This is a genomic window from Intrasporangium zincisolvens, from assembly GCF_034724055.1.
In the GTDB taxonomy this organism is placed as follows: domain Bacteria; phylum Actinomycetota; class Actinomycetes; order Actinomycetales; family Dermatophilaceae; genus Monashia; species Monashia zincisolvens.
This window is the reverse complement of sequence record NZ_JAWIIL010000016.1, coordinates 1-13,503: the sequence shown is the minus strand read 5'-3', so window position 1 is coordinate 13,503 and position 13,503 is coordinate 1. Positions and strand designations below refer to the sequence as shown.

Annotated in this window: 12 protein-coding genes; 1 reads left to right on the top strand and 11 read right to left on the bottom strand. The window is 72.9% G+C overall.

Annotated features, from left to right (window positions below; genetic code table 11):
* Window positions 1-31: 31 nt before the first annotated feature.
* The gene (locus tag RY076_RS23260; RefSeq protein WP_323102340.1) at window positions 32-640 is read left to right on the top strand and encodes a hypothetical protein; all 609 of its coding nucleotides are present in this window, start codon (window positions 32-34) and stop codon (window positions 638-640) included.
* Between the two features lie 83 nt (window positions 641-723).
* Here the strand turns inward: RY076_RS23260 and RY076_RS23255 are convergent, their stop codons facing one another.
* The 11 genes from RY076_RS23255 to RY076_RS23205 form a co-directional block, all read right to left on the bottom strand.
* On the bottom strand, window positions 724-1,695 hold the full coding sequence (locus RY076_RS23255; RefSeq protein WP_323102337.1) for a BadF/BadG/BcrA/BcrD ATPase family protein: 972 nt from the start codon (window positions 1,693-1,695) through the stop codon (window positions 724-726).
* Window positions 1,696-1,741: 46 nt separating this feature from the next.
* Window positions 1,742-2,659: a carbohydrate ABC transporter permease gene (locus tag RY076_RS23250; protein WP_323102334.1), complete on the bottom strand. Its 918-nt coding sequence runs from the start codon at window positions 2,657-2,659 to the stop codon at window positions 1,742-1,744.
* A complete protein-coding gene (locus RY076_RS23245) occupies window positions 2,656-3,555 on the bottom strand; it encodes a carbohydrate ABC transporter permease (protein WP_323102332.1) in 900 nt (299 codons plus the stop codon). The genes RY076_RS23250 and RY076_RS23245 overlap by 4 nt, the downstream gene beginning before the upstream one ends.
* Before the next feature lie 148 nt (window positions 3,556-3,703).
* Window positions 3,704-5,023 (bottom strand): ABC transporter substrate-binding protein, encoded by a 1,320-nt coding sequence (locus RY076_RS23240; protein ID WP_323102330.1) that lies wholly within the window; start codon window positions 5,021-5,023, stop codon window positions 3,704-3,706.
* Window positions 5,020-6,000 carry an N-acetylmuramic acid 6-phosphate etherase gene (locus tag RY076_RS23235; protein ID WP_323102329.1) on the bottom strand — a complete coding sequence of 327 codons (981 nt, stop codon included), beginning with the start codon at window positions 5,998-6,000 and terminating at the stop codon, window positions 5,020-5,022. The genes RY076_RS23240 and RY076_RS23235 overlap by 4 nt, the downstream gene beginning before the upstream one ends.
* A 105-nt stretch (window positions 6,001-6,105) precedes the next feature.
* Window positions 6,106-7,017: a MurR/RpiR family transcriptional regulator gene (locus RY076_RS23230; RefSeq protein WP_323102328.1), complete on the bottom strand. Its 912-nt coding sequence runs from the start codon at window positions 7,015-7,017 to the stop codon at window positions 6,106-6,108.
* 4 nt (window positions 7,018-7,021) lie between these two features.
* The gene (locus tag RY076_RS23225) at window positions 7,022-8,764 is read right to left on the bottom strand and encodes a serine hydrolase (RefSeq protein WP_323102326.1); all 1,743 of its coding nucleotides are present in this window, start codon (window positions 8,762-8,764) and stop codon (window positions 7,022-7,024) included.
* 51 nt (window positions 8,765-8,815) lie between these two features.
* Entirely contained in the window at window positions 8,816-10,126 is a 1,311-nt protein-coding gene (locus RY076_RS23220; protein WP_323102325.1) for an exo-beta-N-acetylmuramidase NamZ family protein, read from the bottom strand.
* Window positions 10,123-11,100 (bottom strand): endonuclease/exonuclease/phosphatase family protein, encoded by a 978-nt coding sequence (locus RY076_RS23215; RefSeq protein ID WP_323102322.1) that lies wholly within the window; start codon window positions 11,098-11,100, stop codon window positions 10,123-10,125. The genes RY076_RS23220 and RY076_RS23215 overlap by 4 nt, the downstream gene beginning before the upstream one ends.
* Window position 11,101: 1 nt before the next feature.
* Complete coding sequence (locus RY076_RS23210; RefSeq protein WP_323102319.1) at window positions 11,102-12,925, bottom strand: glycoside hydrolase family 3 protein; 1,824 nt, start codon at window positions 12,923-12,925, stop codon at window positions 11,102-11,104.
* Between the two features lie 145 nt (window positions 12,926-13,070).
* A partial coding sequence (locus tag RY076_RS23205; RefSeq protein ID WP_323102318.1) for a hypothetical protein occupies window positions 13,071-13,503 on the bottom strand: 433 nt, incomplete at its 5' end.

The following is a 13,503-nucleotide window of genomic DNA, read 5'->3' as shown; positions in this document are numbered from 1 at the left end:
TCAGGCCTCCACCCACGGAAGGACCGAACCCATGAACCACCGGCTCGTCCAGCGCAAGATCGTCCTCGGCGTCGGCGGCGTCGTCATCGCCGCGGCGATGACCGGCGGCGGCATCGCGGCCGCCTCCGACGACACCCCAGCACCCACGCCCGTGGTCGCGACCACCCCGGCCGCCGACGAGACGCCCGAGGCGCCTGAGACGTCCGAAGCCCCCGAGCCGGCCGAGACCGAGACGCCCGAGGCCAGTGAGACGCCGGAGGCCACGAAGACCTCCGAGGCGCCCGCGCTGCCCAAGGCCGCGGCCCACGGCCAGGCCACGGCGACCGAGGCGAAGAAGAAGGGCGTGGAGACGCGCACGGAACACCGCTCCGCACGGGCGGCGGCCGTCTCGCACGCCGGAGGCACCGAGACGCCGGCGGCGGACCCGCCCCGCAGCCACGACACCTCCGACGACCAGGGCGAGGACGCCGACGAGCAGGGCGACGACTCGCACGAGTCCGGTGACGACGCGACCGAGCACTCGGGCGACCACCAGGGCGGCCACGACACCGGCGACGACGGCGACCACGGCGGCGACGACAGCGACCACACCGGTGACCACAGTGGTGACGACGGCGGGTCCGGCGGCTCGGACGACTGACCGCGACGCGCCTCCACAGACCCTCCCACTGGGGTCGCGTGGCCGCCCTCCCGGCCGGCTGCGCGACTGCCCGGCCTGCCTCCTCAGCCGCCCGTGAACGGACGCGGCCGCTGCAGGAGGTAGGCCGGGTGCTCGGGGACGCGGCCGGTCGAGGCCAGCAGGAGCCCGAGGGCGAGCGCGCCGTGCAGGGCGCCACCGCGGGCCGGCGTGCGGGCGAGTCCACGCGTCGCGAGCTCCGCGTCGAGCGCGCCGGTCACCTCGGGCGCCGCGAGCAGCCCACCCGAGGCGACGAGCGTCGGGTCGGCGAGCCCCGCCGCAGCCGCGACGAGCGACTGGGCGAGCGAACGACCGGCGTCGGCGCACACCCGCGCGGCCACGGCGTCGGACCCGGCCGCCGCCGTCACGAGCGGTGCCACCGACGCGAGCCGTTCGGGTGCGTCCGCGCCGGTCATGACGAGCCGCGGCCACCCGGCCGGGTCGCCGAGCAGCGCGGTCGCCGCGTCGAGCAGCGCGGGCGAGCCGCCGGGCAGCCCGTCGAGCGCGCGCAGCGCCGCACGCAGGCCCTCGAGCCCGACCCACGCGGCCGAACCGGCGTCGCCGAGCACGTGGCCCCAGCCGTCGACGCGGTTCCAGTGCGCGCCGAAGTCGGTGCCGAACGCGACGGCACCCGTGCCGGCCGCGACGACGGCGCCAGGCCGGACGCCGCCCAGTGCGCCGACGAGGTTGGCGACGGCGTCGCTGACGACGACGGTGTGCCCGGCCCGCAGGCCCGTCGCGACGGCGTCGAGCACGGCGTCTCGGTCGGCGAGGAAGAGCAGGCCACGCATCGACCAGACGACGGCTGAGTCGGTCAGGTCGGCGCCGGACGCGTCGTCACCGAACAGCAGTCCACGCGCCGACGCGACAAGGGCGGGCACGTCGATCCCCTTGGCGCCCAGACGAACTCCGTCGGCCGTGCGGATGGTCAGCGGCGCGTCAGGGGTGGCCGACGCGTCGACGCTCGTGAGCCGCAGCCCCGACCCGCCGACGTCGACGGCCACGACGCGCCTCAGCACGGCACCACCACGACCACTGCTCGCACCCGCCACGCCGGCGAGCCGATCACTTCGCCATGCCGGCGGTCAAGCCCGCCACGATCTGCTTGGTGGCCACGAGGAAGAGCAGGATGAGCGGGATCGTGGTGATGACGAGACCGGCGAAGACCGCGGAGTAGTTCGTCGCGTTCTCGCCGAAGAAGCTCGTGAGGCCCACCGGCAGCGTGTACTTGTCGTCGCGGCGCAGCAGCACGAGGGGGAAGAGGAAGTCGTTCCAGATCGGCACGAAGCGGAAGACCGCGACGGTGGCGACGGCCGGGCGCACGAGCGGCACCATGATCCGCCAGAAGGTCTGCCACTGGTTCGCGCCGTCGAGGGCCGCCGCCTCCTCGAGCTCGGCGGGCAGCTGCCGGAAGAACGTCGTGAGGACGAAGATCGAGAACGGCACGCCCGAGGCCGCGTACATGAGGGAGAGCCCGAAGCGGGAGTCGATGAGGCCGAGGCCGTCGAAGAGGTAGAAGATCGGCAGGATCGCCAGGTGGATCGGCAGCATGAGGCCGGACAGGAAGAGCGACTCGAACCACCGGAACACCCGCGATCGTCCGCGGGCCAGCGCGTAGGCCGCCATCGTCGACACCGCCGTCGAGATGGCGACGGCACCGACCGTGACGGCGAGGGAGTTGCCGAAGTACGTCGCGAAGTTGCCCGTGGTCCAGGCCTCGACGTAGCTGGCCGTCGTGGGCGGCGAGGGCAGCCCGAGGGGGTCGGTGATGAGGTCGGAGTTGGAGCGGAACGAGTTGCTCACCATGAGCAGCAGCGGCACGAGGGCGAGCGCCGCATAGCCCCAGAGCAGGATGCTCGCGCCCGCTCCACCGACGGCCCGGCCGGGGCCCGACGGGCGACGCGGACCGGGGCGGGCAGCCGTACGAGGGAGCGCCTCGCGGGCCGGGACGTCGGACTCGGGGGTGACGACGGCCGTGGTCATGCGGTGATCCTCCGCTCGTGCCGGCGGAGCACGGCCGTGGCCGCGTACGCCCCACCGAAGATGATGACGAACAGCACCGTGGCCAGGGCGGAGGAGCTGCCGATCGCGTCGGTGGCGCCCGAGTCGAAGGCGGTGCGGTAGAAGAGCAGCGACACGAAGTCGGTGGCGCCGGCAGGGTTTCCGGTGGAGCCGCCGAACGCGTACGGCAGCGCGAACGCCTCCATCGCGAAGATGAACGTCAGCACCGACACCGTGCCGATGGCGGGCACGAGCAGGGGCAGCGTGATGCGGAAGAACGTCTGGCGGTGCGAGGCACCGTCGACGCGCGCGGCCTCGGTCAGCTCCTCGGGCACGCCGCCGAGCGCCGCGCCGTAGAGCAGGACCGGGAAGCCGATCCACTGCCAGACGCTGACGAGGATGACGACCCACAGCGCGGTCTTCGGGTCGCCGAGCCAGGGCAGGGCCCACGACTCGAGCCCGATGTTGGTCAGCAACGTGTTGACCGGGCCGAACGTCGGCGACAGGAGCAGCGTCCAGAGGTAGCCGATGACGATCGGGCTCACGAGGTAGGGCATCGCGTAGAGCGTCTGCAGCATGCGGCGGGTGCGCGGACGCGTGTGCAGCAGGTACGCGACGCTGAGCCCGATGGTGTTCTGGATGAGCATCGTGCCGACGAAGAAGAGCACGTTGTGCAGCAGCGCCCGTGGCAGGTCGGTGGTGAACGGGGCCCGAGTGAAGAGGGTGACGAAGTTGTCGACGCCGGCGAAGGCGCCGCGCGCCGTGCCCTGCCAGTCGAAGAAGGCGTAGGAGAACGCCGTCAGCATCGGGTAGAGCACGAACACCGCGAAGAGGGCGAGCGCGGGGGTGAGGAACAGCAGTCCGGTGCGACGCCTCATGAGGACCTCCTCGTGGGAGTCGGGACGGGGTGTGACGGGGGGAGCCGTCGCAAGGGCGGCGGGTGGTGCACGAGGTACCGTCCGGCCGGCGGGTGGGGTGCCGGCCGGACGGTGGCTCGGGGGCGGCTCAGGTGGCGCGAGCGGGCGCTCAGGCGCTCGGCTTGAACCAGGTCTTGACGCCGGAGTCGAGCTCGGAGCTGACGGCCGTGGCGTCCTTGGAGCCGAGGAGCAGCTCCTGCAGTCCCTTGCCGAGGAGATCGGTGCCCGACGGCGAGCCGTAGCGGAAGTCGGTGAGCAGCAGGTACGGCGAGCCGGAGCTCGTGTAGTTGTCGCTCATCTGCTTGAGCAGCGGGTCGGACGGGTCGACGCCTGGGACCGCCGAGATCTGCTTGATGTCGTCGGTGACCATCTGGCCGAACTCCTTGGAGGTCATCCACTTGACGAGCTCCGTGGCCTCGTTCGGGTGCTTCGACTTGGCCGAGACCGCGAAGTTGCCATCGGCCCATCCTGCCGTCGTGGCCGCGGACCCGCTCGGCGAGCCGGGGGGCGGCGGCACCTGGAAGACGCCGATCTTGACGTTCGGGTTGGCCTTCTCGAGCACGCCGAGGTCGAAGGACCCGCCCGGGATCATCGCGGCCTTCTCGGCCGAGAAGAGGGTCTGGGCGTCGGTGGCGGCGACGCCGGTGACGTTCTTGGGCATGTACTTGGCGAGGTCGCCGACGACCTTGACCGAGGCCACCCAGTCGGGGTCGGTGAAGGACTTCTGGCCGCTGAGGACCCCCTGCTGGAAGGCCTTGCCGCCGAAGCGGGGAGCGGCGAGCACCTCGTGGACGATCGGCAGGGTCCAGTCGTCCTTGGCGCCGACGGCGATCGGGGTGACGCCGGCCGCGGCGAGCTTGTCGTTGGCGGTGATGAACTCGTCCCACGTGGTCGGCGCCTTGAGGCCGTTCTTCTCGAACAGGCCCTGGTTGTAGAACATCTGGACCGTCTGGCGGGCGAGCGGGACGGAGTAGGTCTTGCCGTCCTCCTTGCCCTTGGCGCTCGCGACGACGTTCTCGTCCCAGCCGGTGAGGTCGACCTTGCCGTCGAGGGGCAGCAGCGACTTGCTCGCGACCGTGGTCTGGAGCTGGCCGTAGGAGCGGACCTGCGGCACGTCGGGGCCGTCCGACCCGGCGAGGCCCGTGGCGAGGATCTTGTTGTACTCGGTCGCCTTGAACGCCTTGAAGTCGACCGTGACGCCCGGGTGGGCCTTCTCGTAGGCCGCGAAGATCTTGTTGTAGGCGGCCTCGTCCTCGACGCGCCACGACCACACGGTCAGCGTCACCTTGCCGTCGTCACCGCCGGAGCCCGAGCCGCTCGTGCCGGGCGAGCACGCCCCGACGAGAAGGGCGCCGGAGACGGCGGCGAGCGTCAGGAGGGTGCGGCGGCGGGGCCGCGACGGGCCGGTGCGGGGGAGGGCGGGGGTCATGGGTGCTCCTGTCGGGATGTCCCTGCTGGTTGGGGCGTGGGGTGGGGTGTTGCCGGGCTGGTGAGGGCCGCGAGGGCGGTGAGCGCGGCGAGGGCACGGGCGACCGAGCCCTCGTGGTCCGCCAGGGCGTCGCGGGCGGTGGCGGCGTCGACCTCCGCGAGCATCGACAGCAGCGCCGGCTTCAGCTCGCCGCCGGCGGCGTCGAGGGCGACGCGGGCTTCGTCCTCGCCGGCGCCGGTGGCCTCCTGGAGGATGCGCACGACGCGTCCGCGCAGCTTGGCGTTCGTCGCGACGACGTCGACCATGAGGTTGGACCACGTGCGGCCCAGGCGGATCATCAGCGCGGTCGAGAACGAGTTGAGCACGAGCTTCTGGGCGGTGCCGGCCTTGAGGCGCGTCGAGCCGGTGAGCGCCTCGGGCCCGGTGTGCGCGGCGAGCAGGTGGTCGGCGAGGGCGGCGAGCTCGGCGTGCGGGTTGGCCGTGACGAGGGCCGTGGTGGCCCCGACCTCGCGGGCCCGCTCGAGCGCCCCACGCACGAACGGCGTACGGCCCGAGGCGGTGAGGCCGATGGCGACGTCGCCGGGCCGAAGGACGCCGGCCTCGGCGCGGCCGAGCTCGGCGTCGTCCTCGACGTTCTCGACGGCCTGGAGCAGCGCGGCCGGGCCGCCGGCGTGGTGGGCGACGACGAGGCCCTCGGGGGCGTTGAAGGTGGGGCGGAGCTCGGCGGCGTCGAGGACGGCGAGGCGGCCCGAGGTGCCGGCGCCGAAGTAGTGCACGGACCCGCCGGCGCGCAGCGAGTCGACGGCGCGGTCGACGAGGAGGGCGAGCTCGGGCAGGACCGCCGCGACGGCGGCGGCCACCGTGGCGTCCTCGGCGTTGAGGGCGCGGAGGATGCCGAGCGAGGTGTGCGTGTCGATGGACGTCGTCCCCGGATGGCGCTCCTCGGTGGGGGCGTTCACGGTCACCTCGCTGCTCACGGTGGCGAGGTTAGTTTCCTACGCCATGAGCGTCAATGGTGTAAATGAGTAACATTCGGGTCACGGTCGGGCGAGGCCCCACCCACGACCGAAGCCGGGACGGCGTCAGTCGGGGAGGTGGTGGCCCGCGACGGCCTCGCGGGTCTCGGCCACGGCCTTGCGGGCCTTGCGCAGGTTGCGCTGGGCCACCGCGATGTAGAGGCAGTCGACGACGGTGAGCGCCGCGATGCGGCTGGCCGTGGCGCCCGAGCGCAGGCTCGTCTCTCGCGCCGCAGTCGCGAGGATGATGTCGGCACCCTCCGCGAGCCGCGACACCGGGAAGTTGGTGATCGCGACCGTCGTCGCGCCGTTCGAGCGCGCCGCTGCCAGTGCCTCGATGGTCTCGGCCGTCGTGCCCGAGTGCGAGATGCCGACGGCGACGTCGCCCTTGCGCAGCAGCGTCGCGCTCGTCAGGGCGATGTGCGGGTCGTTCCACGCGAAGGCGACGACGCCGATGCGGTGCAGCTTCTGCTGCAGGTCGGTGCCGACGATCGCCGACGCGCCGATGCCGTAGACGTCGACGCGTCCGGCCCGGGCGATGGCCGCCGCGGCCGCCGTCAGGGCGTCGCGGTCCAGGCCCTGGGCCGTCTCCTCGACGGCGCTCGCGTCGGTGAAGGCCACCTTGGCGATGATGTCGTCGATCGTGTCGCTCGCGCTGATGTCGGTGTCGCCGCGCGACAGGCTGCGCGGGTGTGCCGACTCCTCGGCGAGCGCGAGCCGCAGCTGCGGGTAGCCCGGCAGCCCGAGTCGCCGGCAGAACCGCAGCACGGTCGTCTCGGACGTGCTCGCGGCGCTCGCGAGCTCGCTGATCGTCAGCCCCGCGGCCCGACGCGCGTCGGCGAGCACGATCTCGGCGACGCGGTCCTCGGCGGGCGAGAGCGACGGGCGGATGCCGCGCAGGCGGATGAGCAGGGGCGCGCCGGCGGGCCGTCCGGGCTGTGCGACGCCGTCCCCGGCTCTGTCCTCGGTCCTCGGCATGTGCCTACGCTACGGTCTCGCGACCCCGGAGCGCCCACCCGTCCGGGGTCAACGCGCCGGGCGTCTTCTCGCCGTCGAGCAGGATGCCGCCCGGTCCGCCGACCTCGATGTCGTCGACGGCGACGCCACGCCCGAGGTAGCCGCCGTCGGTGACGTGCCGCCACCGCACGAGCTGGGTGCCGGCCGGCAGGTCGGCCCGGGCCTGGACCCAGCGCCGGGTGCCCGAGCCGGACACGACGCCGTCGGCCGTCTCGGTCGTGCCGCGGTCGCGCAGCTCGAAGGCCACCGGGGTCCACGTCGTGCCACCGTCGGTTGACCGCTCGAGGTGGAGCAGGTCGGTCTCCTCGGTGTCGAGGAACAGGTCGAAGCCGAGGCGGGCGCCTGCGGCCGGGACGGGCAGCGGCTGGGTCGTCAGCGTCGAGGTCGTCGCGTTCTGCCCGCCGGTGAACCAGGCGGTGTCGCCGTGCCTGGGCCGGATGCCCATCGACGCAGCGAGCCCGTGCGCCCACTCGCGACGGGCGCCGTTGACCGAGCCCCAGTTGCGCGACGGGTGGACCCGGTTGGTCAGCAGGATCGCGAACGAGCGGCTCGTGAAGTCGATGACGATCGAGGTGCCGGTATAGCCGGTGTGACCCGCGGTGCGCGGACCCGAGAGGGCGTCCATGTACCAGCGCTGGTTCAGCTCGAACCCGAGGCCGTGGTCGTCGCCCGGGAAGTCGCCAGTGAAGTTGGTGATGAGCGACTCGACGCTCTTGCGCGACAGGATGCGGTGGCCCAGGTACGTGCCGCCGTTGAGCAGCGCCTGTGAGAGGCGGGCGAGGTCGTCGACGGTCGAGAAGACGCCGGCGTGGCCCGCGACGCCGCCGAGCGACCACGCGTTCTCGTCGTGCACGGAGCCCCACACGAGCCCGCGCGGCGGCGCCGACTGGTACTCGGTGGCGGCCGTGCGCTCCTTGTCGGTGGGGTTGTAGCCGGTGTCGGTCATGCCGAGCGGTGCCGTGATGCGGTCGTGGACGACCTGGTCGAGCGGGGCGCCACGCAGCTTCTCGACCATGACGCCGAGGGTGATGAGGTTGAGGTCGCTGTAGAGGTACGTGCTGCCCGGGGGGTTGGTCAGCGGCTGGTCCATGACGGCCTTGATCCGCGACGCCTTGTCGGGGTACTTGCTCCAGAGCGGCAGCCACGACGTGAAGCCCGAGGTGTGCGTCAGCAGCTGCCGCACCGTGACCGACTGCTTGCCGTTCGCCGCGAACTCCGGCAGGTAGGTGGCGACGGGCTCCTCGAGCGCGACCTTGCCCTCCTCGACGAGCTGGACGACGGCGAGCGAGGTGAACAGCTTCGAGACCGACGCGAGGTCGAAGATCGTGTCGGTGCGCATCGGCACCCACTGCTCGCGGGGCAGCTCGGTCGTCGCGTTCGCGTACCGCAGGGCCCAGCCCGACGCGTCTCGCTCGACGATCTTCCCCTCGTGGCCCATGATCCCGACCGCGCCGGCGAAGAGCGGGTGGCCCGACGCGTCCGGCTGCTCGTGGGCGTGGATCTGCGCCACGGACTCGGCGATGGGCGCCGGGTCGAGCCCGAGGCTCTGCGGGGTGGCGTCGGCCAGGACGGTGTTCGGCGGGGCGAACCCGCGGTCGGGCTTGCTGAAGTCGTCGGCCGTGGCCGGGCTCGCGGTCACGAGCGTGCCCGCGAGGGCGACGGCGCCGAGTGCGGCGACCGGTGCGGCGACGAGGGTGCGCAGGCGCATGTCACTCCTTGATTGTCCGGGGTCGAGTCGGTCGAGTCGGTCGGAGGCGGGTCAGGCCGCGGGGCCGCCGTAGATGAGGTACTGGCGGCGTCGGGCGTCGAAGGCCGCGAGCTCCGCGCGCCACGCGCCGACGACCTCGTCGGCGGGCGCTCCGGCGTCCACCTGCGTGCGCAGTCGCGTCGAGCCGGTCAGCTTGTCGACCCAGTACGGCCGCTGGGGGTCGTAGGAGTCGTAGCGCCACGCGAAGTCGGGGTAGAGGGCCTTGAGCGCGACGAGCATCTCGACCGTCGTGCGGATCGGGTCGAAGGTCGACGCGTCGGTGACGTGCAGCTGGATGCCGCCGCAGACGGCGCCGGTGTGCTTGCTGAACGTCGGGGTGAAGTACGCCTCGCGGACCCCGACGCCGGGCAGCCCGCGGGAGGCGACGCGCTCGGCCCAGCGGTGGTCGACGAACGGGGCGCCAAGCAGCTCGAACGGGCGGGTGGTGCCGCGCCCCTCCGAGAGGTTGGTGCCCTCGAAGAGGCACGTGCCCGGGTAGACGAGCGCGGTGTCGGGCGTCGGCATGTTGGGGCTCGGCATGACCCACGGCAGGCCTGTGGCCGCGAACGGCACGTCGCGTCGCCAGCCCTTGAGCTCCACGACGGTGAGGTCGCGCAGGCGGCCGCCTGCGTCGGCCGGCAGGAACTCGGCGTCGAAGAAGCGGGCCAGCTCGCCGACCGTCATGCCGTGCGCCTGGACGATCTCCTTGGCCCCGACGCCCGAGGTGTACGCCGTCGTCATCATCGGGCCCCGGGCCGTGCCGCCGACCGGGTTCGGCCGGTCGAGCACGACGAAGCGGGCGTCGACCGCGACGGCCGCACGCATCGCCGTGTACATCGTCCAGATGTAGGTGTAGAACCGGGCGCCGACGTCCTGGATGTCGAAGACGACGGTCTCGACACCGGCGGCGGCGAACATCGAGGTCAGCTTGGTGACCGTGGCGCCGTACGCGTCGTACACGGTGATGCCGGTGCGCGGGTCGGTGTGCGTGCCCTCGGAGCTGCCGGCCTGGGCGGTGCCGCGGAAGCCGTGCTCCGGCCCGAAGACCCCGACGACGTCGACGGCGCCGGACTCGTGCATCTCGTCGACGATGGTGCGCAGGTTGGTCAGGATGCCGGTCGGGTTGGTGATGACGCCGACCTTCTGGCCGCTCAGCACCGACCAGCGGGAGGCGGCGGCCCGGTCGGCGCCCGGGGTGACGGGGTTGGCCGGGTAGTTCGTCGAGGTGGACTGTGCCGCGAGGGAGCTCGCGGCGGTCGCCGGCACGGCGATGGCGCCGAGCGCTCCGGCGGTGAGCAGCTGGCGGCGGTTGAGACGGGTCATCGTGAGTTCTCCGATCCTTGGGGCAGGCGCACCGTGGCGACGACGGCGCGGTGGTCGCTCGCGGGGACGAGCGTGGGGTCGTGCTGGGTCGAGGCGTCGAGCACCTCGACGCCGCCGGAGACGGACACGACGTCGATGCGCTTGGTCGGCCCGATCGCCGGGTAGCTGAGGCCGGGCTCGCCGTCGCGGACGGGGGCCACGGCCCAGGCGTCGCGCAGGCGGGTCCAGAGCGGTGCGAGCTCGGGGGCCGACGCCTCGGCGTTGAGGTCGCCGAGGAGCACCTGGCTCGCGCCCTCGGGGTCCTCGTCGAGGATGCGCAGGGTGTCGGCCACCTGGAGGCGGCGCACCGACGGGTCGCCGCGGTAGTCGAGGTGCGTGACGTAGACGTGGGTGCGGGCGCCGCCGGCCTGCACGACGGCCTCGAGGAAGCCGGGCGCCGGGGCGGGCACCGGGTTCGGGTCCTGCGTGGACAGGCGCGTCAGGTCGTGGTTCTCGACGGACACGAGCGGGAACCGCGAGAGCAGGGCGACGCCGAACTCGCGTCGGGGGTGCCCGGGCGCGGGCGGGTCGAGGCTGTAGATCGGGGCGAAGGCCGTGCGCATCCCGAGGCGCCGGCCGAGCTCGGCGACGATGTCCTCCCAGTGCGAGCGGTCGCCCCAGTGGACGTCGGCCTCCTCGAGGCCGACGACGTCGGCGTCGAGGGCGCGGATCGCGGCGGCGGTGCGCTCGAGGTCGTAGACGTTGTCGGTGCCGGCGCCCGCGTGGATGTTGTACGTGGCGACGCGCGCCGTGACCGGCGGCACGTTCGTGACGCCGGCACCGGCGTCGGCCACGTTCGCCGTCGCAGCGCTGGAGGGCCCCGCCGCGAGGGCGGTGGCGGCGAGGGCCGCCACCGCCAGCGCGGTGCCGAGATTCCGGTGGGTCCGGTGGGTCCGGTGGGTCCGGAGGGTCCTGACGGTCGGCAGGGTGCGCACGTCAGTAGGTGAGGCCGTGGCCGAACGGGTAGAGCGGCGTCGACGGGTCGCCCTTGACGGGGATGTCGACGGGCAGCTTCGCCGTCGGCGAGACCTGGCCGGTGATGACCCGCGCCGCGGCCTCGATGGCGACCGGGCTGTAGGAGTAGGTCGCCAGGTAGGTCTGCGCCTCGGTGACGTAGGCGATGTCGTACGGGTCGCGCACCGCCACGACGACGACCGGGACGCCCGAGGCGATGAGCTGCCGGACGAGCTTCTGCTGCCCGCCGCGGGTGTCGGTGGTCGCGGTGTCCCAGGCCTTCATCGTCGTGACGACGACGAGGTCCTTGCCGCCGGCCGCGGCGACCGCGGCGGCCACCTTGGCGTCGGTCGGCGAGGTGCCGGTCTCGAGCGTCTGGACCGAGGCGCCCTTGTCGGTCAGGCCCGCAGCGAGGGTCGCGGTCGTGGAGACGCCGTAGCCGGTGACGAGCACCTTCTTGCCCGCGGCGGCCACCGGCAGCACACGGGCGTCGTTCTTCACGAGCGTCGTCGTGCGGTCGGTGACCTCGTCGGCGGCGGCGAGGTGGGCCGGCGTGCCCACGGTCGCGGCCACGCCCGCCGGGTCGGCGTAGGGCTGGGTGACGACGCCGCGCCGGTACTTCAGGCGGAGGACGCGTCGCACCTTGGCGTCGAGGTCGGACGGGTGGATGCGGTGGCTGCGCACGGCCGCGAGGACCGCCGCGTACGCGTCGTCCATGGCCGGGCTCATGAGCAGCTGGTCGGCGCCGGCGAGCAGGGCCCGCACCGGCACCTCGGCGTCGCCGTACTTGTCGCGCACGCCCTGCATGCCGAGGGAGTCGGTGACGATGACGCCGTCGTAGCCGAGCTCGTCGCGCAGCACGCCGGTGAGGATCGGGTGGCTCAGCGTCGCCGGGTCGCCGGAGTCGTCGAGCGCCGGGAAGGCGAGGTGGGCCGTCATGATCATGTCGATGCCCTCGCGGATCGCGGCCTTGAACGGCGGGGCGTCGATGCTCTCCCACTGGGCGCGGGTGTGCGTAATGATCGGGAAGGCGACGTGGCTGTCGGTGGCGGTGTCGCCGTGGCCCGGGAAGTGCTTGGCCGAGGACGAGATCCCGGCGTCGCGCTGGTAGCCGGCCACCTGCGCGGCCACGAGCTCGGCGGCGAGGTCGGGGTGCGAGGAGAACGACCGCGTGCCGATGACCGGGTTGAGGGCGTTGACGTTGACGTCGCAGACCGGGGCGAAGTTGGTGTTGACGCCCATGGCCAGCAGCTCCTGGCCGGTGATGGCCGCGGCGGTGCGGGCATCGGGGGCGCTGCGGCCGGCGCCGAGGGCCATCGAGCCGGGGAACTGGGTGGCGGGCGGCCCGATGCGGGTGACGACGCCCTGCTCCTGGTCGATGGCGATCTGCAGCGGCACCTTGGCCTTGACCGGTGCCGTGAGAGCGGCCTTCTGCAGGCCATTGGAGAGCCCGACGATCTGGTCGGGGTTCTGCACGCTGTCGGTCCAGGCGAAGTAGATGACGCCGCCGAGGTGGTACTTGCGCACGACCTCGGCCGGGCTCGCGACGCCGTAGAGCGGCACGTTGCGCTGGTCGGGCGTCGTGGCGTCCTTGCCGTAGACGTTCTGGATGAACAGCTGGCCGACCTTCTCCTCGAGGGTCATCCGGCTCAGCGTCGAGGTGATCCAGCCCTCCTCGCCGGCGGTGGCGGCGCTCGCAGCGCCCGGGGCGGTGGCGGCGCGGGCCTGGCCGGCGACCGTGCCGGCCGCGGCCACAGCGAGGCCTCCGGCGAGGACGGTGCGGCGGGACAGCTCTGACATGGACATGGTGCCTCCGAAGGAATGTGAACAATTCACGCGTTCTGCTGTCAGGGCGGAACTTACCTACGGAGTGTGAGGTCGGCAACAGATAGGGCGACGCCGTCCGGATGTCTGTCCGGTCGGCGCCGCCCGTGTCTGCCGCGATCCGGCGTCAGTGCAGGTAGCCCTGCGCGTCGACGATGACGTGCACCGTTCCCGCCGAGTGGTTGACGATCGTCGCCGTGCCGTCGGAGGCCAGGCGTGTCAGCACGAGGTTGGCCACGGTCTGACCGGTCGAGAAGTTGGCCGTCGACGTGCCACCGTCGGCGCTCGCGTCGGCGGTGAGGAAGCCCGGCTTCTGCGGCGACGCGACGGTGAGGTTGAGCACCGCGACCGTCGCCCCTGCCGGGACCGGGGAGCCGCTGACGCCGGCCACCCGGACCTTCAGGGCGGCGTTGGCCGCCAAGGCCGTTCGCACGGAGTTGGTGGCCGTGCCGGACCTCGTGTCGACGAGCCGGACCGGCGTCGTCGACACCCACTGGTTCGAGGTCCCCGTCGCGGCGAGGTAGCCCTCGACGTCGGCGACGACGTGCACGGTGCCCGAG